19 protein-coding genes and 1 pseudogene are annotated in these 19,888 nt (G+C 65.2%); 10 read left to right on the top strand and 10 right to left on the bottom strand.

Annotation, left to right across the window (positions count from 1 at the left end; translation table 11 throughout):
* Positions 1-1,066: 1,066 nt before the first annotated feature.
* Together JTJ31_RS22510 and JTJ31_RS25275 are read right to left on the bottom strand one after the other, a co-directional pair.
* Positions 1,067-1,258: a hypothetical protein gene (locus JTJ31_RS22510; RefSeq protein ID WP_207540992.1), complete on the bottom strand. Its 192-nt coding sequence runs from the start codon at positions 1,256-1,258 to the stop codon at positions 1,067-1,069.
* A 77-nt stretch (positions 1,259-1,335) separates the two neighbouring features.
* On the bottom strand, positions 1,336-1,896 hold the full coding sequence (locus JTJ31_RS25275; RefSeq protein WP_328805803.1) for a cold-shock protein: 561 nt from the start codon (positions 1,894-1,896) through the stop codon (positions 1,336-1,338).
* A gap of 203 nt (positions 1,897-2,099) precedes the next feature.
* On the opposite strand from JTJ31_RS25275, the gene JTJ31_RS22500 reads away from it, so the two are divergent.
* The 4 genes from JTJ31_RS22500 to JTJ31_RS22485 all read left to right on the top strand — a co-directional run bounded on the left by JTJ31_RS22500 (position 2,100) and on the right by JTJ31_RS22485 (position 4,677).
* Positions 2,100-2,579: a response regulator gene (locus JTJ31_RS22500; RefSeq protein ID WP_207540990.1), complete on the top strand. Its 480-nt coding sequence runs from the start codon at positions 2,100-2,102 to the stop codon at positions 2,577-2,579.
* A 163-nt stretch (positions 2,580-2,742) separates the two neighbouring features.
* Positions 2,743-3,141, top strand: coding sequence for a NucA/NucB deoxyribonuclease domain-containing protein (locus JTJ31_RS22495; RefSeq protein WP_207540989.1), 399 nt, complete (start codon positions 2,743-2,745; stop codon positions 3,139-3,141).
* Positions 3,142-3,678: 537 nt separating this feature from the next.
* The gene (locus tag JTJ31_RS22490) at positions 3,679-4,140 is read left to right on the top strand and encodes a PEP-CTERM sorting domain-containing protein (RefSeq protein WP_207540988.1); all 462 of its coding nucleotides are present in this window, start codon (positions 3,679-3,681) and stop codon (positions 4,138-4,140) included.
* A 42-nt stretch (positions 4,141-4,182) separates the two neighbouring features.
* Positions 4,183-4,677: a hypothetical protein gene (locus tag JTJ31_RS22485; protein WP_207540987.1), complete on the top strand. Its 495-nt coding sequence runs from the start codon at positions 4,183-4,185 to the stop codon at positions 4,675-4,677.
* Between the two features lie 265 nt (positions 4,678-4,942).
* On the opposite strand, the gene JTJ31_RS22480 is transcribed toward JTJ31_RS22485, so the two are convergent.
* Positions 4,943-5,305, bottom strand: a complete 363-nt coding sequence (locus tag JTJ31_RS22480; RefSeq protein ID WP_207540986.1) for an H-NS family nucleoid-associated regulatory protein — start codon at positions 5,303-5,305, stop codon at positions 4,943-4,945.
* A gap of 313 nt (positions 5,306-5,618) precedes the next feature.
* Here JTJ31_RS22480 and JTJ31_RS22475 point away from each other — a divergent pair, with 313 nt between their 5' ends.
* Positions 5,619-6,032, top strand: a complete 414-nt coding sequence (locus JTJ31_RS22475) for a low affinity iron permease family protein (protein WP_207540985.1) — start codon at positions 5,619-5,621, stop codon at positions 6,030-6,032.
* 660 nt (positions 6,033-6,692) lie between these two features.
* A pseudogene (locus tag JTJ31_RS22470) lies at positions 6,693-7,199 on the top strand (nucleotidyltransferase family protein).
* 213 nt (positions 7,200-7,412) lie between these two features.
* Here JTJ31_RS22470 and JTJ31_RS22465 read toward each other — a convergent pair.
* Genes JTJ31_RS22465 through JTJ31_RS22440 form a run of 6 tightly spaced genes read right to left on the bottom strand, consistent with a single transcriptional unit; the run spans position 7,413 to position 13,053 of the window.
* Entirely contained in the window at positions 7,413-8,162 is a 750-nt protein-coding gene (locus JTJ31_RS22465) for an SDR family NAD(P)-dependent oxidoreductase (RefSeq protein WP_207540984.1), read from the bottom strand.
* 14 nt (positions 8,163-8,176) lie between these two features.
* Entirely contained in the window at positions 8,177-10,516 is a 2,340-nt protein-coding gene (locus JTJ31_RS22460; RefSeq protein WP_207540983.1) for a xanthine dehydrogenase family protein molybdopterin-binding subunit, read from the bottom strand.
* Positions 10,513-11,277, bottom strand: a complete 765-nt coding sequence (locus tag JTJ31_RS22455) for an N-acyl homoserine lactonase family protein (protein ID WP_207540982.1) — start codon at positions 11,275-11,277, stop codon at positions 10,513-10,515. The genes JTJ31_RS22460 and JTJ31_RS22455 overlap by 4 nt, the downstream gene beginning before the upstream one ends.
* On the bottom strand, positions 11,274-11,738 hold the full coding sequence (locus JTJ31_RS22450) for a (2Fe-2S)-binding protein (protein ID WP_207540981.1): 465 nt from the start codon (positions 11,736-11,738) through the stop codon (positions 11,274-11,276). Before JTJ31_RS22450 ends, JTJ31_RS22455 begins: the two co-directional genes overlap by 4 nt.
* Positions 11,735-12,598: an FAD binding domain-containing protein gene (locus tag JTJ31_RS22445; protein WP_207540980.1), complete on the bottom strand. Its 864-nt coding sequence runs from the start codon at positions 12,596-12,598 to the stop codon at positions 11,735-11,737. The genes JTJ31_RS22450 and JTJ31_RS22445 overlap by 4 nt, the downstream gene beginning before the upstream one ends.
* Positions 12,595-13,053: an acyl-CoA thioesterase gene (locus tag JTJ31_RS22440; protein WP_328805802.1), complete on the bottom strand. Its 459-nt coding sequence runs from the start codon at positions 13,051-13,053 to the stop codon at positions 12,595-12,597. Before JTJ31_RS22440 ends, JTJ31_RS22445 begins: the two co-directional genes overlap by 4 nt.
* Before the next feature lie 189 nt (positions 13,054-13,242).
* On the opposite strand from JTJ31_RS22440, the gene JTJ31_RS22435 reads away from it, so the two are divergent.
* From JTJ31_RS22435 to JTJ31_RS22420, 4 genes are all read left to right on the top strand, one after another.
* Positions 13,243-14,148 carry a winged helix-turn-helix transcriptional regulator gene (locus tag JTJ31_RS22435; RefSeq protein ID WP_207540979.1) on the top strand — a complete coding sequence of 302 codons (906 nt, stop codon included), beginning with the start codon at positions 13,243-13,245 and terminating at the stop codon, positions 14,146-14,148.
* 80 nt (positions 14,149-14,228) lie between these two features.
* Entirely contained in the window at positions 14,229-15,443 is a 1,215-nt protein-coding gene (locus tag JTJ31_RS22430; RefSeq protein WP_207540978.1) for an ABC transporter substrate-binding protein, read from the top strand.
* Complete coding sequence (locus JTJ31_RS22425; RefSeq protein WP_207540977.1) at positions 15,440-16,945, top strand: class I adenylate-forming enzyme family protein; 1,506 nt, start codon at positions 15,440-15,442, stop codon at positions 16,943-16,945. Before JTJ31_RS22430 ends, JTJ31_RS22425 begins: the two co-directional genes overlap by 4 nt.
* A 1,021-nt stretch (positions 16,946-17,966) precedes the next feature.
* Positions 17,967-18,878: a LysR substrate-binding domain-containing protein gene (locus JTJ31_RS22420; protein ID WP_207540976.1), complete on the top strand. Its 912-nt coding sequence runs from the start codon at positions 17,967-17,969 to the stop codon at positions 18,876-18,878.
* A 3-nt stretch (positions 18,879-18,881) separates the two neighbouring features.
* On the opposite strand, the gene JTJ31_RS22415 is transcribed toward JTJ31_RS22420, so the two are convergent.
* The gene (locus JTJ31_RS22415) at positions 18,882-19,865 is read right to left on the bottom strand and encodes a Bug family tripartite tricarboxylate transporter substrate binding protein (protein WP_207540975.1); all 984 of its coding nucleotides are present in this window, start codon (positions 19,863-19,865) and stop codon (positions 18,882-18,884) included.
* Positions 19,866-19,888: the final 23 nt, after the last annotated feature.

The following is a 19,888-nucleotide window of genomic DNA, read 5'->3' as shown; positions in this document are numbered from 1 at the left end:
GCATCGTAGTCAAGACGAAGGGGAAGCGGCTGACCCATGGCAAGGCTCCGTTGCTCCGCACCTTGAATCAGATCCGGGCCGCGTCGGGGAAGCCCCCTCGTGAGTCAGCCTCACCGAGACTTGGTATAAGTCGGGGTCTGAGGCGTGGCTTGTTGCAGCATTGCTTGGATTACGCATCATTCAGGTGCACTAGAGGCGCGAATTTCATGGCGAAAGCCAGCGTTGAGGTTCAGCCTATTGATGGCCATGGGCGTTCCCGTTGCACAAGCTTTCACTGACACTGACGCCTCCGCGGCTGTCGGAAGCCGAACCCACTGAAGCATCTGGAGATCTATGTCTGACATCGACCATGTCTTCGCCCGTCTGGGCGGAGGAAAGCTCGCTGGCAGCGAGCAGCGCGAAGTCATGAGTATTCCGCGCAAGGGTCACGCGGCTGGCATCCGAGCCGTGGAGGTGGTGCGTTTACCATCCAGAAGCGCAGCTTCGAGTTCAACGTGTTCTGATGGAAACGGTCACAGGGGCCCGGCGCAGACATGGAAAGAGGGGTCTCCCACCAAGTCCATACCCTCCTCACCGCAAGAGCCCGCTGAAGCTGGGAAGAGGGATGCGGTCGCTCACATCATGCCGATGTGGACGCCAACGCCGAATAAATCTGAAAGCGAACCAGTGCTGGCTACGTCAGGCGAAATGGCGCAGCCCATCGAGCCGCTGGCACTGGACCCGCGCCCTAAGCAGCGGGCTGCATCGCGACACGTTGCCAACCCATTTGACGCGAACGACGACGGGGCGAATTGCCTGCGCTGTGGCTATGTTATTGAGCCGATGCGCGATCGACGCGGACTGAGGACCTGCGCGAAGTGTGGATAGTCCAAAGTCCGGCGGAAACGGCACCCACCGCCTAGGGGCACCGTTACGGTAGCCAATGAGTAAGGTTGCTTTGAACTCACCGCGCGCCAGGTCTACTGGCTCAACCTAGCTCGGGCTCGCCTTCCAAGAAGATCACCATGGGACCCTCATCAATCGGTCATGTGGGCCTAGGACGGTGAAATCGGCGCTGGAGCGCGCCTCAGTCGCTCGCTGACCCATCCAGTTTTGCTCTTGCATCCTCAGCGAGATCAAAGCGCTCTCCTGCCGAAGGGGCTGCTGTCTCCCGACCAGCCACGCTCCTTGCCGCACGCTTGTCCGCCTTCGCCGCGGCCTTGGTCTGCTTGGCGCGCTCGCGGTCCTTGCGTTCCATTCCGTAGTTCGGCTTCCGCATCACTGCTCCCCATCAATCGGCAAACATCCCGCCTGGACGGTCTTAGCGTACCAAGGCGTTTCGCTATCCCCGCTCTCCTAATCGGAGGAGATCGTGGAAGCCTCAGGTCCTCTGCGCCCCTGCACGACCTGCATCCGGACGCTTTGCCCCTCGCTCAGCGACTGCAGGCCGCTTCGCTCGAGAGCGGTGGCATGTACGAACACGTCCTTCCCGCCATCCGCTGGCGCCACGAACCCGAAGCCCTTCGCAGGATCGTACCACTTCACGGTTCCCTGCATCTCCTGAGCCTCGCCCGAGGGCGGCATCGAGGGGCGTGGGTCCCTGGAGCGGGGTGGCGGACGCTCTCCGCCACGCGGTGAGGCTCCCTCGGCAACACTGAGCACCTCAGTGACCTGCAGCCCCTTCTGGCCTGGACCTGTCCGGACCCGCAGAACGGCTCCAGGCTCGACCTGCTTGGTGCCGGCTCGCTCCAGGACGCTCGCGTGGAGGAAGGCATCGCCACCGCCGCCCGCGATCTCGACGAAGCCGAAGCCCTTCTCGGCGTTGAACCATTTGACGGTCGCCTCGCTCTCCGGGCCAAAGCCTGCAGGAGAGTAGGCTGACGCGCCGCGGCCGGCATCGCGGGGAGGCGACCACACGCCCCCAAAGCCCTCGTCCTCGGATCGGCCTCTGCCACGGGACTTGCGGTCCCTTCCTCCATCTCGCCTCAAAGCCACAGTTCTCCTCAGGGCTCGTTACCAGTAGCCGGGTAGCCGTGCATGGACCGAATAGGTACCCATGAGGCCCCGGCTTCGCCGTCCACAGCCTAGCAACCTATAGGTTCGTGACGAAGGCGATCTAGATGCCTTGGCATGATTTCGGCCTGAAATCTCAGGAAGCAACCGGAGGCACCACCATATCCCAAATTGGAATGCTGATGCGGCGAGCTATCCTGGTCGTCGAGGATGAGTACCTCATTGCCCGCGATCTGGCTGAAGAGCTGGAACACGTTGGCGTCAAGGTTCTAGGCCCCGTTGCCACGCTCAGCGCGGCTCTGCGCCTTGTCGCGCGCAGTGGGCGCATCGATGCGGCCGTGCTCGACGTGAAGCTGGGGGCGGAAAGCGTCTATCCCGTGGCCGATGCCCTCAGGCGTCGCGGCATCCCGCTTGTCTTCTGCGCCGGCTACAACCGCGGCGCCCACGCCCCCGCCTTTCGCGGCGCCCTCTTGTATGAGAAGCCGAGCGACCCCGCCGCCATACGCGCTGCCTTAGGGATGGCGCGAATGCGGGATGGGTCTCGCCAGCGCTGCTTGGTTGCGCTTCGTGCCGTACGCACCGGTTAGTCACCCGAGCGGGCAGTGATGCACGCACATCGGCTTACCGGGCTGTTTGACCGAAGGCGCTCTTCCGCCTCGTTGAGCTTGACCTACTGCCGGACATAGTTCCTCTCGGGGTTCCTTGGCGCACACTTCAGCGGCGAGGCGGAGCCGCAAGCAGAGCCTGCCCGTGTTCGAGGTCGACGGAAGGGCCGACAGAACCCTCGCTGAGAACATCTGGCATGCGCAGCAGGCTGGCTGGCCAGACGTCCTTACTTACGACCCGGAAAAGGACCAAAACCGACGGAAGCAGGTGATGTCCTGCCCCGAGGGGCACGTTCCGGCGATCAACGGTAAGCGGCTTCACCGCGACGAATACCCATTCTTTTGCACCAAGGAGAACACCTACTCTGCGTGGATTGGGCATTTGGTCGCCGAAGAAAGCCTGTCGCAGGGAGGCCAGCTCAAGGCCTTCCTGCGGGCGAATGGAGTCTACAACGGATACACAAACTTCGAAGACAGCAAAGGCAAGCATTTCAAGTTCGTCGTCAGGGTGAAGAACTGGCCTCCGCCGAAAACTGGCAGGTAGGCCCCGCGACGAGCGTCACTTTGACATTCACGAGCGCATCGCACGCCATCGAGGCTTCGCCGTATTACACCGACCGCACCGGGCGTCCGCGCCCCGGAAGGCGCGGACGCACCCATCACGCCAGGGCAATCCGATCTGTCGCGCCAAGATATATGCAGGAAGCCCCATCAGGCATCATTGCATTTCGGGTCCCGTTTGTGCGTGACTTCTCCTTGCCGGATGAGCTGGGGAGATTTGCATATGTGCTATCCGACGCTTTCACGGCGTGCGCGCCACAGCTGGCTCCTCCTTGCCGCGGCGGTGCCACTGGCGGTTGCCCTTGCGCTCCCGCCTGATCCCGCTCAGGCGGCTCCGGTCATCGGTCAGGTCGACACATTCGAGAGTGGCACGACGAGCGGTTGGTTCGCAGGCCTTGGCCCGTTTGGCCAAATGCCGCCGGTACCACCGCAAGTCGTGGCGGACGGCGGACCTACCGGAGCTGGAGATGCATACCTGCAGCTCACTGCCAACGGCGGCAGCGGGCCTGGCAGTCGGCTCGTGGCTCTCAACGCGGCGCAGTGGGCCGGCGATTACGCGGCAGCGGGCGTGGGCGCCATCGAGATGGACCTCCGCAACCTGGGTGCCGCGGATCTCGTCGTGCGCCTGCTTTTGGAGAACCCAGTGCAGGCGCCGCCGACCGACGAGGCGGTCACGCTCTCGGGGGCGCAACTCCCGGCGGGCGGCGCCTGGACGCGCGTGGTGTTCCCGCTATCAGCGACGTCGCTCGCGCCCACGATTGGAGACCCGACCCAGCTGCTGAGTGGAGTGACGATTCTGCGCATCATCCACAGCGTTGGCGCCGACCAAGCTGACCCGATCGCGGGCGTGCTTGGCGTCGACAACATCCGGGCACTGGCCGCCCCGGTCGCAGTTCCAGAACCGGCGACCGCACTGCTGTTCGGGGTCGGCCTGCTCGGCCTTGGCATGGCACACCGACGCAAGGCCGCGCGCGCAGCCTAGACTTGAGGACAGCGGGGCGACGTGTCGGACAAGCAGCTGTGAGTGGAGCTGAAAAGCCGCGAGCAGCCCTGCGTGCTTGCGGTACGCTCCAACGAGCGCCGGATAACGGAGACGTGGTCGAAAGCGGTAGCAATAACTCTCGCCGGAAGGAGAGAAGCCATGCTGCGGTTGCTAGCTGCCGGGATCCTGCTGACCCTTGTTGCGTGCGCGCCGGACGGCCCGAGCGGGGGTGGCTCTCCCTTCGACGGCATCTACTCGGGGAGCGGGCGCGTCGTCGAAGGGCCGCGGTATTGTGGCGATGCGACCGGCGAGGCAGTGGCGATGGTGGTGAGAGGCGGTCAAGCGCGCATCGCGCTAACGTCGAACGCGATCGAGGGGCCGGTTGGCTCCGACGGCGACCTCAGCGCCCTGCGCTGGAGTGGGCGCGAAACACTCTTCAGGCCTCCCTCGAGCCAAGGACGCATAACGGGCAATGCCTACAGGCTGCGCTACACGCACGACCACTGCACCTACGAGATGGAGGGACGCCGTCGTTGAGCAGCAAGAAGGGTACTGTTAGGGTTCTGCCTGATCAAACGCTTGCTGTCCGAGGCTTCCTCATTCTTGCCGCCAACTACCTCTCTGCCGTCGAGCTTGCGTTCATCATTAGCTTCTGGAGCTGAACGAGGCCGGACTGGGTCCGTCACACGTTTTAGAGCCCTGCCATCACGGCGAACGGCGAGTTTGCTGACTGAGTGCGCCAGGAAACCCTGGCGTTTCGAGGGCTTCCGGGGATCCCCGGAGGCCCTTTCTCTTTCCTGGCTTAACTGCCTCCGCTCCAAAGCTCCCCGCCCGGTCCCCGGTACTTCGGCGCAGGCCCCTCGGATCCGGCTTTCCTGCCAGACCTTCCCCGACCACGGCCGGCCGCCTGGACGGGTTCGCCAAAGAGATCGCGAAGGCTGATGCCCAGATCGGCGGCCTGGCGCTCGATCTCCTCCTTCAGGGATCTCTTCTCGTCCTCGCTCTTCCGCTGGATCAAGCCTTCCGCCGTGCTGATGATCTGGCGCAACTGCCCGACACCCATCTCCTGGAGCGCAGCCATCACTCGGTCGGCGGCTTGTGTGCCTTCGTGTCCCGCCTCGCGCCCGCGCGGCCGGGATTTGGATTCAACTTCATGATCTGACATGGAAATCACTCCTACGCAGAATGCGGCCCGTGTTGTTCAAGTCATTCGAGGCAAGGCTGCAAACTCTCATCCCCCAAATATGGCTGGATTAACACGGGTCAATGTCCGTGTTCTGCTTTGCAGCGCGCCATTGATAAGCCTTGGGCCGAGCTTGGAGATTGGTTTCTTGTGATGGAGCATCATTTAATTCGCTATCATTTTCTGGTCTTTTTCTAGCCGGGGCGTTGGCAATTTGAGAGATGGGGCCCAGTCCGACGATCCATGAAATTGTCGCAAGGTTGACGCCCAATGTACCGAAAAGCGTTCAACGGCCATGGACGTGCAGAATTTTTTTGCGCAGCTCGCGCAGCGCACCGCTCATGAGACCGGACGCCCTTGGGTCTTCTTCCTGGCCGTTGGCACCGTCCTGGTTTGGGCTTTGACTGGACCGATCTTTGAGTACAGCGATGCGTGGCAGCTTGTGATCAACACGGGCACAACCATCGTCACCTTTCTGATGGTGTTCCTGATCCAGAATGCCCAGAACCGCGATACCCAGGCCATCCAGTTGAAGCTGGATGAATTGATCCGGGCCACCGAGGGCGCGCACAATCGCCTCATCGCCCTCGAAGGGCAGACCGATGAGGTGATGGAGGAAGTGCGCGCCGAACTCGCCTCATCCTGCGAGCCCGCGCCCCTCGTCTCGCAAGCCTCTCAAGAAGGTCGGCAGGCTGCTGCCCCGCAGTGACATAACCGCAGCAAGTCTTGAGAGGTCTTTGACGCCCTGCCGAAGCGCTATGGGGCAAGCCTTCTGGCGGATTACGCAAGGCTCAAATCTCCTGCGTCACCGGTAACGGCCTTCTGCAAGGAGGAAGGCGCTGCTGTGGGTGCTGCGCGAGGGGCGCTGGCGCGGGGCCGCGAGCCAGATGTGGGCCTATCGCAACTCGAAGGGGCAGCCCATGCTCGGTCTGCGCCAGCGCCGATGGGCCGACGCGGCTAATGAGCCGGGCATGGACCCCGGTCGAGGCAAAGCGCCGTGCTTGGTCGGAGATCAATCATACGGATGATTGGCAAGCGCTATCTTAATGCCCGCTCGGACACAGCAGTAAACCCTGATCAGCGTCTACTTTTGCGCTCTCTTCACGGGAAGAGTGGAAAGATTCATGCAGATCAAATCGTAAAGAATCTCCGGGGAGGAAAATCGCGTAAATTTAGCTCTTCGCAGCAAAAAGGGCCGGGTGTGGCGCCCGGCTCTAAAGCTTGCCGCAAAACGAACCGAAGCCGTGAGCAGATACGCGTTTTTGTGAGCCCCCTACTCTTAGAGCCTGCTTCAGACTGACGCCGGAACATCCGCCTCCGTCCCTCCGCTGACATTCCCTGCGATCTCCGCTGCCTGTAAAGTCCAGCGATGGATACTGCCGCTCGCGTCAGTTCTGTTCTACGCGCGGATCCGCTCCGCTGGAGGCTCTTGGGTTTGGTCGCTGCCCTTGGCCTCACAGACTGCTGGATCGGGGCGGGCTTCGTCCGTAACGCCGTGTGGGACCATCTGCACGGACGGGCCCCCTTGCCCCCAACCGGCGACATCGACGTCATCTGACACGATACTGTCCAGGCCGACGTGAGCACCGACCGCCAGCTTGAGGTGGCGTTGCGGGCCGCGGAGCCCGCGGCCGCATGGTCCGTGAAAAACCAAGCGCGGATGCACCTACGCAACGGCGACGCGCCCTACGCCTCGGCAGTGGAGGCCATGCGCGGCTGGCCCGAGACCGCCACGGCGGTTACCGCCCGGCGGCGCGGGCCGGACGGCTGCGAAGTCGCGGCCCCCTTCGGGCTTGAGGATCTGCTCGGCCTCGCGCTGCGCCCCACGCCGCGCTTCATGGGCGACAAGCGCGTCGTCCATGAGCGGCGTGTGTAGTCCAAGGGTTGGGTCTCGCTCTGGCCCGGGCTGAGAAGGTATGAGGTGTAGACCCGCTTTCCTCCCGTCTCGGCCATTCGGTCTCCATTCTGAAGCGGGTTCTTGGAGCGAGGACTTCCTGTCAGTCACGTCCTCGAAGTCCAAAGCAGGCGGGGTGCGGACCCCGCTTGTTGCGGCATTCAGCCTTAGAGCATTGCCTATTCGTGGAGGGGCTCAGCCGACCATACTGAAACCGCCACTGACGCTGATCACTTGGCCCGTGACCCAGGCTGCGCCAGGTGAGGCGAGATGAAGGACAGTCGGCGCCACGTCCTCGGGTGTGCCAAGGCGCCGGATGGAGTAGAGCTTCACGAGCTTCTCGCGGTTCGCCTCCAGCCACGCCTTGTCGGAGTGCTGCGTCTCGATGAGGCCAAGGCTCACCGTGTTGCAGGTGGTGCCTGACCGTCCCATCTCCCGCGCCAAGGATTTCATGAGTGCGATCGTGCCGCCGCGTGCCGCCGCAACGATGGCAAGCCCGGACTCCCCGACGCGCGAGCTGTCGCCCACGAGCGAGATGATACGCCCATTCTTGCGTGCCTCGATCATGGGCCCCGCCGCATGGCAGCAGTGGATCGCGCCATAGAGGCACGCGTCGATCTGCGACTTCCACTCTGTGGGGCCGGTCTCGAGAAAGCGCTGCCGAAGGGCGATCCCCGCGTTGTTTACAAGGATATCGATCCCGCCCATCTCCTCCGCCACGCGTCTCATCATGGCCTGGACTGCCGGGTAGTCGGTCACGTCCGCTTGCACAGCAACGGCACGACCGCCCGCGGCAGTGATCTCCCGCACAACTGCCTCGGCCTCCTCGGCGGAGTGGCGATAATTGACGGCAACCGACGCCCCTTCACCGGCGAGCGCCAGCGCGATCGCGCGCCCCACGTCCCGCCCGCCGCCCGTCACGACGGCGACTTTTCCTTTCAGCATGAACTTCTCCTCTCTCAGAGATTCGTGGCGCGGAACAGACGCTCGGCTGTCGCCGGCAGTTCCTGCACGCTGATGCCAAGCGCGTCACTGAGCGCATTGGCGATGGCGGCCGGGGCACCGATCGTCCCGCCTTCACCCATCCCGCGGAACCCGCCGAGGGTGGGCGCTGGGCCAGACTCGACATGGTGGACCAGCATGCGCGGAATTTCGGCTGCTGTCGGGATGCTGTAATCGACGAGGCTCGCTGTCACGATCTGGCTGCGCTCGTCATAGACCACCTCCTCGAGAAGTGCCGCGCCGATGCCTTGTGCCACGCCCCCATGGACCTGGCCGTCCACGACCATCGGGTTGATCATCTTGCCGCAATCCTCCGCCACCACGTACCGGAGGAGCCTCACCCCATATGTCCCGGGATCAACCTCAACCACGGCGAGGTGCGTGGCGGAGGCGGTGGTGCCGAAGTAGGGGTCGTAGGTTTCGGAGGCCTCCAGTTCAGGGCGCGCGTCGCGGGGAAAACGTCCCATCTCCGAGTAGACGGCGCGCGCCACCTCGCGGAAGGACAGGCCACGGTCGGTGCCGGCGACCATGACACGGCTGTCGTGCGCCTCCAGGTCTCCGGGTGAGGCCTCGAGCAGGTGCGCGGCCGCCTCCGTCACCTTCGCGCGCAGCGTCCGTGCAGCGAGCGTCGCGGCGCCCCCAGCCAGCACCGCGGAGCGGCTGGCATAGGTGCCGGTGCCGTGTGGGACTGCGGCACTGTCACCCTGCACAATGTGGATGTCCTGCAGCCGCGCGCCCAGCTCATCTGCGATCACTTGGGCCAGGGTCGTCTCCAGCCCCTGGCCATGCGAGGCGACGCCGAAACGCGCCGTCACCGCGCCCGTGGAGTCCAGCTCGATCCGTGCGGTCTCCGTTCCGGTGTTGATCGGCATGCCAGGCGCGGCGGAGATGCGCGAGCCAATGCCTGTCAGCTCGGCGTAGCAGGCGATGCCAACGCCGACCTTGCGGCCTTCCGCTCGTAGCTTGGCCTGTTCCTCGCGCAGGGCGGCGTAACCACCTGCCTTGCAGGCCGCCTCAAGACTTTCGTGGAAGCCCGACCGGTCCCAGACAATGCCTGAGCCGATTTTGTAGGGGAATTCCTCCGGCCGAATGAGGTTCCGGCGGCGTATTTCGACGGGGTCGAGCCCGAGGCGCGCCGCCGCCATGTCCATGAGCCGCTCCATCACGAAAGCTGCAATTGGACGCCCGACGCCGCGATAGGGGCCGGTTGGCGCCTTGCTCGTCGCGACTGCCCGCACCGACCCACGATAGGCTGGCAGCCGGTAGGGGCCTGGGAGGAAGGACGCGACCTGCACCGGCTCCAGCGCGGCGGTCCAGGGATAGATGGACCCCGCGCCCACGTCGCCAAGGATTTCTGCAGTCAGCGCGGCCAGACCGCCATCTGCGTCCAGACCAAGTTCGGCATCCACGATCTCGTCAAAGCCATGGGATGTGGAGACCAAATCCTCCAGACGGTCCGCGATCCACCCGATCGTCTTACGGAAGCGGCGGGCCAGTGCGCAGACGAGCAGCTCCTCCGGGTAGAGAGATGCCTTGCCACCGAAGCCCCCTCCCACGTCGGGCGCCACCACTCGGATCAGGTGCCCGGGCAAGTCCAGCGCCTCGGATAGGGCGTCGCGAAGGATGCCCGGCACCTGTGTGGAGGAATGAAGGGTCAGGCGCCCGCTGCCCTTTTCGACTTCCGCGAGGCAAGCACGCGGCTCAATCGCAACCGGAGCCTTCCGCCGGAAGCGGAAGCGCCCGCCGACACGGACGGCCGCGCCCATCAGAACCTCCTCCACTGCGCCTCGGCCGAAGACGCGCTCGACGAGGATGTTGGAGGATGTCCCCGGATTGAGCACCGGTGCGTCCGGGAGCGCCGCCGCCTCGGGATCGGAGAGTTCAGGGAGGGGCTCAGCCTCCACCTCGATCATCTCTGCCGCGTCCTCGGCGAGGTAGCGGCTTGTGGCGAGGACTGCGGCAACCGGCTCGCCGACATAGCGCAGCTTGCCCTCCGCCAAGGCGCGCGTCGCCGTCGCCTGATAACGGGGCATGCGGGAGGTGGCGTGGACAGGCTGGAGCGCACCGGCGAGACCGGAAGCGGTCACCACCGCGACAACACCGGGCATGGCGGCGGCGGCCTCGGTGCCGATCCGCATGATGCGGGCGTGGCCGTGCTCGCTCCGCCGGATCGCGAGGTGGAGCGTTCCCGGCCCCATCAGATCAGCGACAAAGCGACCCTCGCCCGTCAGCAGGCGGGGATCTTCCCGCCGCGGGACCCGGCTCCCGACATGCTTGGGGCGCATCTCGGCATTCATGCGTAGCCCTCGGCTCCATGTCGCAGCCCTGGCCATTGCGTCGGGTCGTGGCCGCAGACGAGCAAGGCGCCCTCCGCCTGGAGCGCCCGTGCCTTCGCAAGGCTGGCGCGAGTTGCCTCGGCGTCCAGGTTGTTTCGCGGCACCAGGTCACGCCGCAACACCTCCATCATCGGGACCGCGTCCGTGCCCAGTAGCACCGGGCCGTCGCGCTCCAGGCGCAACAGCGCGCCCATCAGGCCCGGCGTGTGGCCCGGAAAGTGGTGGAGCACGAACCGCTCATCGCCCAGGACGTCATGCGTTTCGCCTGAGACCTCGGTGAAGGGGCGGTCCACCTCCCACTCGGCACGAAGGTACCCCTTGGCCTCGGCGTCCGGCGCACGGGCTGCCGAAAGTTCAGCCTCGTGGAGCAGGAACGAAGCCCTCTGGAACAGCGAATTCGCGCCGGCATGATCCACATGCAGGTGCGACAGGATCACAAGATCCACGTCGTCCGGCACGAGGCCCAGACCAGCCAGGGCGGTGCCGATGTGCGTCTCACGGTCGTGCAGCGGGGTCATGACCCGGCTCAAGCCACCCCACACACCCGTCGGGTCGTCAGGAAGGCGTGGGTTGCAGCCGGTGTCGATCAGGATGTTCCCGCCCTTATGGCGAACCAAGTAGGCCGGGACGGGAATCTCCACCGTCTCCTCTCGCGGCGCATCGGGGATATAGGTTGAGCGTCGCATGCGCAGCCGGCCTACCTCGAGCAGGTGCAGCCTCATGCCCGTGTCCTCGCCACCGCCATGACGGCATCCACGATGTGCTGGTAACCCGTGCAGCGGCAGAGATTGCCTGACAGTGCCTCTCGCACCTCTTCCTCCGTGGTCAGGGGGTGGTTCCGCAGCATGTCTGTGGCGGTCATCAGCATCCCTGGCGTGCAAAACCCGCACTGCAGGGCGTGATGGGCGCGGAAAGCCTCTTGAAGGGGGGAGAGCGCAGCGGGTGTGCCGAGTGCCTCCACAGTCTCCACCGTGCAGCCATCGGCCTGAACCGCCAAGCACAGGCATGAGCGCACGCTCGCGCCATCCAGCAGAATGGTGCACGCGCCACAAACGCCATGCTCGCAGCCCACATGAGTTCCCGTGAGGCCCAGCGGGCCGCGCAGGAAGTCAGACAGAAGCATCCGCGGTTCGGCCTCCGCCTCATGCTGCTCCCCGTTCACGGTGAGGCGGATCGTGGTCATGCCTGTCCCTCCCTTGCGCGGCCCCAGGCCGCCTCGAGCGCCCGCCCGACAAGGACGCCGACCAAGTGGCGGCGGAACCCGGAGGAGGCGCGTATGTCGGTGGCCGGGCGGACTGCGGCCTGCGCGAGCCTCGCGGCCTCGCCAAACGCGGAAGGCGACGAGCCCAGCAGGAGTGCTTCCGCCTCCGGAACTCGCAGCGCGGTCTCATCCACCCCCATCAGGGCGAGGCGTGCCTCAGTGATGCGCCCGTCTGGCCCGGCGCGGAGCAGGGCCGCGGCGCAGGCTGTGGCGAAGTCACCGGCCCGGAGCGCGAACTCCTCGAAGCCCCATCCCGTGCCTGGGCGGAGCCAAGGCAGCCGCACCGCCACCACCATCTCGTCCTCCAGCAGGGCAGTGGTGAGGCTGCCCTGGAAGAACTTCCTCGCTGGGATCTGGCGCTTGCCAGATGGGCCAGCAGCCTGGATCTGGGCGTCCAGCAGCAGGGCGAGCATCGGGTGCTCGGCGGCTGGATCTGCGTGGGAGAGACTTCCCCCAATCGTTCCCCGGTTCCGAATGGCCAAGTGCGCGACATGTCGCATCGCCTCTGCCAGTACAGGGAAACGCGCCGCGACGAGCGGATGTGTCTCGAGCGTGCGGTGGGAGGTGGTGGCACCGATCTCCAGGTGAGTGGGCGTCTCATGAAGCCCCCTGAGGGATTGGATGCGGCCGATGTCCACCAGCAGGGACGGCCGGAGCAGCCGGAAGTTCAGCATGGGCAATAGGCTCTGGCCGCCTGCGATGACCTTGCTGTCGGGGCCCAGAAGCGCGAGGGCCTCCGGAAGGCTCGTTGGCCGTGAATAGTCGAACGGCGGGGGCTTCATGGCGCGGCAATCGTCTCAAAGAGACGGCGCCACTTTGTTGGGAGCCGTGCGGGTCGGCCCGTGGCGCGGTCTACATAGACATGCGTGAAATGACCCTCGGCCACTGCCTCGTCGCACCCTTCACTGAACACTGCGTCGTCGTAGCGGACGGATGAGATCCCGAGCCTCGCAACGCGCATCCCCACGGAAACCGGCTGCGGATAGGCAAGGGGGCGCCGGTAGCGGCAGCCCGTCTCGGCGACGAGGCCGGCGAGTGGGCTGCGAGCAATATCGAGGATGCCCTGCGTGATCAGCCACTGGTTCACGGCTGTGTCGAAGAAGGCGTAGTAGGCGACCTTGTTGACGTGGCCATAGGCGTCGTTGTCCGCCCAGCGCGTGGTGATGTCCACGGAAACGGGAAAATCCAGGCGCCGCGAAGGCTCGGTGGGCACGCGGTCGGTTCGTGTGTCTCCCACTGGCCGGATCCTCCTGACGCTGCCCTGCGCCTGCTTATTGCTTTCATAACTGGACTTGCAGGAGAAGACCACAATCCCTGGGCGATTTCAAGCGCGGAAGCGGCGCGATAGAGGAGGCGGATGATGGATGGCATGGAGGGGGCACGTCCCGACAAGGAGGTTCCCGTTGGCTCAGAGCGCGACTGCGCGATGGCCAAGGCGCTGTCGGTGATCGGCGACACCTGGACTTTTCTTGTGGTGCGCGAGGCATTCTTCGCGGCACGGCGCTTCGGGGACTTTCAAGAGCGGCTTGGCATTTCCCGCACAACCTTGTCCGCCACCCTGGACAAGCTGGTTGAGGCGGGAGTCTTCGCGGCCCGCGACCTTGAGCCTGGCTCGCGCTGGAAGGCCTATTCCCTGACGCCCAAGGGGATAGACCTCTTTCCGGTCTTCCTTTCTCTCCTCGCCTTTGGGGACCGGTGGCTGCAGAAGGGTGTTCCGCCCCTTGCCCTGTTCCACTTGGACTGCCGCAGCTGGTTCGCGCCTCGCACCCTGTGGGCTGAGACGGGACAGCCCGTCCGCGCAGCAGGGATTCGGTTCCGGATCGCTGCTGGCTACTGGCGCCCCGCTGAGCCGGCCACGCGCTCGCGCAGGCCCTGGCGCGACGGCCAGGTGGTCGGCCGCCGCCCCTGCTCTGTGGAACGCACCCTCTCCATCGTCGGGGACCGATGGAGCTTCCTCATCCTCCGGGAGATGTTCCACGGGAACACGCGTTTCGACGAAATCCATCGCAATCTTGGCATCGCCACGAACATCCTCTCTGACCGCCTGAAGACCCTGGCCGCGGGCGGCCTGATTGAGGGCGGCGGGCGTGGCGCATACGCGCTCACATCAGAAGGCGAGGAGCTATTTGGGCCGCTGGCCCTGATGAAAGCCTGGGCGGACCGTTGGCTGATCCCTGAACGCAAGCAGAACCTGTCCTTCGAGGATGCTAGGACCGGGCAGCCCCTTACGCCTCAGGTCGTCTGCTCATGTTGCGGAAGGCCGGTTTCGGCGCGACGCGTGCGATACGTGACCGGCTATTCGCTGGAAGGGGCTTCCGACAAACCCGCTTGATCGTGGAAGTCCCGTTATGCAAGTCTCCGTCCCCGAAGAGGGGTGGCCTGCAAAAGACCCCGCAGGGAAGGAGACCGTCCATGACGTCGAGCATCACCCGCCGAACCCTCGGGGCAGGGGCCTTGAGCCTCACTGCCCTGCCGGCCCTGGCGCAGGGCACGGGCCCAATCCGGATCGGCGTGCTGACCGACATGTCCGGCCAATTCTCGGACCAGGCGGGTGAAGGTGCCGCGACGGCGGTGCGCATGGCGGTGCAGGACCATGGCGGCCAGCTGCTGGGGCGGCCCGTCGAGGTGGTGGTCGCCGACCACCAGAACCGCCCCGACATCGCCGTCAGCCGTGCACGAGAATGGTATGACCGCCACGACGTCCACCTCATCGCCAATCTCATCAACTCGGCGGTGGCCCTGGCTGTGACCAGCGTGGCGCGGGAGCGTGGCCGCATCGCGATCGTCAATGGTTCAGGCTCGTCGCGACTCACGAACGAAGGATGCACACCAAACAGCATCCACTACGCGTATGACACGGTCGCGCTCGCCCGTGGCACGGCCACCACCTTGATGCGCGAGAACCGGCAGAGCTGGTTTTTCCTCACCGCGGATTATGCCTTTGGCCACGCGCTTGAGAGCGACACGATGGAGGTGGTCCGGGGCCTGGGCGGGCGCGTCGTCGGCGCGGTCCGCTATCCAGTGGAAAGCCCCGACCTCTCCTCCTTCCTGTTGCGTGCCCAGGGCTCTGGCGCCCAGGTCGTCGCTATCGCTGGCTCGGGGACGGTGTTCATCAACGCCGTGAAGGCCGCACATGAGTTCGGCTTGCGACGCGGTGGGCGCCAGACCGTCGTCGGGCTGTTGACCTGGCTCCCTGACGTGCATGCGCTGGGGCTTGAGGTCGCGCAGGGTATGGTGCTGACGAACGGCTTCTATTGGGACCGCGATGAGGAGACGCGCGCGTGGGCGCGCCGCTTCTTGGCCATCCGGAACCGCATGCCGCACATGGGCGACGCGGGCGACTACTCCTCGACCGCGCATTGGCTGCGCGCGGTGCAGGCGGAAGGCACGCTTGACGCGACCGCCGTGATGCAACGCATGCGGGAGACCCCCATCAATGACTTCTTCGCCAAGAATGGCCGCATCCGCATGGACGGGCGGATGGTCCACGAAATGTATGTCTATGAGGTGAAATCGCCCGGCGAGTCGCGTGGTGCGTGGGACTACTACAAGCTCCGAGCGACTGTCCCGGCAGAGGAGGCGTACCGGCCCCTCTCCCAATCTGCGTGTCCCCTGGTGCGTGGATGATCCGCACAGACCTGATCGCTCCAATTCCCGTCCTTCTCGAGCGCCAGGCTCTGAGGGAGGGCGGGCGGACCGCCTTCGTCGACGCGTCGCGAAAGGTGACATGGGCCGACCTGACGTCGCGCAGCGCGAACCTGGCCGGGCACCTCGTGGCCCGCGGGATCACTGCCGGCGAACGGGTCGCGCTGTTGCTGCCGAATGGGGTCGCCTGGGTTGAGGCAGCCTGTGCGGTGCTGCGCGCCGGCGGCGTCCTGGTGCCGATCAGTCACGACTCAACACGACCCGAGATCCTCTACCGGATCCAGGACGCCGGCTGCCGAGGCGTCATCGTCAGTGACGCGCGCGCTTCCGAGGTCGAGGCGATGCGGGGTGAGTGCGCGACGTTGGAGTTCGTCCTGGACGAGGCATCCTTCGTCCGCCTCGCTGGTCAGGCGAGTGTTTCACCTGACGTCGCCAGGCTCAGCGAGGTGGCTTTCATCGTATACACCTCAGGCACGACGGGGCGCGCGAAGGGGGTCGTTCTCACGTTGCGGTCCATGTTGTGGATCGTCGCATCCTGCTGGGCGCCCATCCTCGGCCTCTCGCAGGAAGATCGTTTCCTGTCGCCACTGCCGCTCTTCCACTCCTATGGGCTCAATCTCACCTTCCTTGGGACCTTGGCGACGGGCGCCGAGACCCGACTCATGGAACGCTACGGGACGCGTGAGGCATGTGCTCTCCTTGAGGAGTGGGAGCCGACCTTGTTCGCTGGCGTGCCCACCATGTTCCATTACCTTCTCCAAGGTGAGATCGCGCCACGCGCACCCAAGCTCCGCCGTTCCGTCTCGGCAGGCGCCATCCTGCCGGCGGCCCTCTGCCGTGCATGGGAGGAGCAGGTGGGTTCTAAGCTCCTGGACGGGTACGGGATCACTGAAACGTCTACGATGGTCACGATGAACTGGCCCGATGGCGGCCGGCCCGCGGGATCGTGCGGCCTGCCCGTGCCGGGCCTGTCAGTGCGACTGCTGGACCCCGCCACGGGCGAGGATGCTGCGCCGGGTGCAGAAGGCGAGCTTGTTGTGAGAGGGCCTAACCTCATGCTCGGCTACCACAACAAGCCGGCGGAGACTGAGCAGGCCCTTCGGCGCGGCTGGTATCACACGGGTGACCTTGCGCGCATGGATGCGGATGGTTTCCTTACCATCACCGGGCGGCTGAAGGAGCTGATCATCCGAGGGGGACAGAACATTGCCCCGGCTGAGATCGAGGAAGTGGCTGCACTCTTTCCTGGGGTGCGCGACTGCGCCGTGATCGGGGTTCCGCATGCCCTCCTCGGCGAGGTGCCGGTCCTCTTCATCGCGGAGAAGCCAGGAGAGACGGTGGAAGCAGACGCACTGCTGGCGCATTGCCGCGAGCAACTCTCCTCTTACAAAGTCCCGGCCGAGATCCACGTTGCGGAGGAAATCCCCAGGACCGGCTCAGGCAAAATCATGCGCTTCCGGCTGCGAGAACTCTTGCCTGCCTGAAGGTCAGAACTTCAGGCATCGTGTTCGGGACGCCGCTGCACCGTGGCCATGACCGCGGGTCACTCCCGATCATGGCAGGGATGGGCGGTTCCGACATGGTCTCACGAACCTCGGGCTATCGAGGACAGGGCCGCCCGAAGATCAGTGACGGGCCAGCCACTGTCACGGAGGGCCGCCCAGACCCTCGGCCAGCTCGCCCACGACCTTGCTGCTCGCTGGAAAATCGGACCCAACCGGGAAAAGGGCACCATACCTGCCGCATACTGGAAGATCGGAACCCACCGCAGGGGGATTGGTCTGCGGCCTATCCACAGGATACGGCCGTGCCATCTTCTCCATGCATGGCTGTCTCCACGCTTCCCGCTAATTGCGGATGCGAGTGCTCGGCATCGCCTCCTTGGCCGCAGCAGGGCGGAGAGGCGAGGCTAGAAGAAGTCGCTACGGCGCGCAGTCCTGGCATAAGCCAAGGTTACGCTGTGCGACCTCGGCTCGGACTGGAGCGGCCGAGGCAGCCAGAAGCGTCAGCGTCGTCAACAGGGCAGGGGAGGGCCACGTCCGTGCATGGAGCCGCCTGAGATGACGAATAGCCAACTCCCGAAGATCTCTCTGAGGCAGTAACGGCATGGCAGCGACTCTATAACCGAACTCACGCACCCAGCGAGCTTTGCGGTGACGGAAGCATAAGTGTGGCGCAACGGGCTTTGCGCACCGCACGACTTCCCGCTCAGTCTGAATTCATGTTTTCGCATGCTCACCTATCGGAAGCTGAACCCAGCATTTCACAGTGTCGGAGCTACTGGGCATTGCCGCCTCTCATCCGATAAATACCCTGCTTCCGCAAAACTGGATTTTCCGCGAATACCAGGCTGGAGCAGCCCCAACGCGAACTGATCAGCAGGTGGGAGCGGCGTTCGCATCGGCGTCTGCTCCGCCGGGTCCAATGTGCGCAGCTTGAGCCAGATCGTGGCCGGACAGCCCATGCTTGCGCTCTATCCTGCCACCTTCGAGGGATGGAGGTTTCGTGACGCGCCGCCTGCCACCGCTCAATGCCATCCGCGCCTTCGAGGCTGCGGCGCGCCACGTCAGCCTGACCAAGGCGGCGGCGGAGTTGGGTGTCACCCATGGCGCGGTGAGTCGGCAGGTCACCCAGCTTGAAGCATGGCTGGGTGTGGCGCTCTTCCACCGCCGCAATTCTCAGCTTGTGCTGACCGACGCGGGCGCGGCGCTTCTGGCCGATTCCACGGCGGCGCTGGATCGGTTGGCCCTGGCGGCAATGCACGTGCAGGACCAGGCTTCGCCCCGCGCTCTGCACGTCAACGCCCCGCCCACCTTCACCATGCGCTGGCTCATTCCGCGCCTTTCCGGCTTCCAGCGCCGCCGACCGGGGCTCGAGGTGCGGATGACGACCTCCCTCAGCCCGGTGCGGTTCGAGGCAGAGGGATACGACATCGCGATACGTGGCGCCCAGGCGCCACTGACCGGCTGCGTCTCCATCCCCTTCATGACTGAGCTGATCCTACCGATCTGCCACGTAGACCTCGCCGAGCGAAATCGCCTCGCGAAGCCGGAGGCCCTGGCTGGGCAGACGCTGATCTCCTACGCCACCGAGCCCTATGCCTGGGCGGATTGGTTAGCAGCGGCAGAGATGCCCGAGCTTCGCTCCGCCGGCACCTTACGCTTCGAGCAGATGTACTTCGCGCTGCAGGCAGCAGCCGAGGGGTTGGGCGTGGTGCTGGTGCCGGCCTTCCTCGTCATGGACGACATCCTGGCCGGACGGCTCTGTGCGCCCTTCGGCGCGCGTGCCGCGAAGCGGCGCCGCTATTATGCGAATGCCGCCCACCACACGAAGGCAGTGGACGGGTTCATCGACTGGCTCCTCCGGGAAGGGAGGGAAACCGAGCAGGCAATGGAGGAGTGGGCGCGGGATGGCTGAGCGCTATTCCAGGACCGTGCCGCTGCGGCGCACGACCTCGCCCCAGTCATGGAATTCCTGTTTCATGAAGGCCTGCGCCTCGTCCGGGTCCGAACTGTAGCGCGGTACCGCGCCGAGGCCGATGAGACGCTGCTCGATCTCCGGCACGCGCATGGTGCGGTTGATGGCTTCATGCGTGGAAACGAGGACCTCGCGCGACACGCCGGTCGGGTAGATCACCATGAGCCAAGTGACGGCCGTAAAACCGGCAAACCCCTGTTCACCCAGCGTCGGCAGGTCCGGCAGGACGGCGAGACGCTGCCCAGTCCCAGCGGCAAGGGCGCGGAGGCGGCCGGATTGAATGTGAGGCAGGGTTGACGCGACCGTCTCCAATGCCACCTGCACCGTGCCCGACATCACATCCGTCACGCCGAGCGCGCTGCCACGATAAGGCACGTGAGTGATCCGCATCCCCGCGCGGCGCTTCAATTCCTCCATGGCGAGGTGCGAGACGGTGCCATTGCCTGAGGACGCGTTGGTGAGCCGGTCCGGATTAGCGCGGGCGTATGCGATCAATTCCTGCAAGTTGCGCGCGGGAACGCTCGGGTTGCAGACCAGCACGAAAGGCAGATCCGCCATCAGCCCGGCCGCGTCGAAATCCCTCAGCGTGTCATACGGAACGGAACGATAAAGATGCGGGTTGGTCGCCATGGCCGACATGTGCGCGATCATCATCGTCGTGCCATCGGGCGCGGCGCGGGCGACACTGCCTAGAGCGAGGCTGCCACCTTGCCCAGGACGATTGTCCACGATGTAGTTGTCGCGCGAGCCAGCGCCCAGGCGCTCTGCGAAGATGCGGGCGACGAGATCCGTTGCCTGCCCGGCCGGGAAACCCACGACGATGCGGATGGTGCGGCCGGCTGGCTGCGCGAGGGCCGCCGGCGCGCCCAGCCCGCCCAGTGCCGCGGCGGCGAGGAGACGCCGCCGGGGCCAGTGGATCTTGGTCATGTCGTCCTCCTGGTTGTTGTTTC

The organism is Sabulicella rubraurantiaca (assembly GCF_017355885.1).
Taxonomy (GTDB): domain Bacteria; phylum Pseudomonadota; class Alphaproteobacteria; order Acetobacterales; family Acetobacteraceae; genus Roseococcus; species Roseococcus rubraurantiacus.
This window is presented reverse-complemented; position numbering and strand designations above follow the sequence as displayed.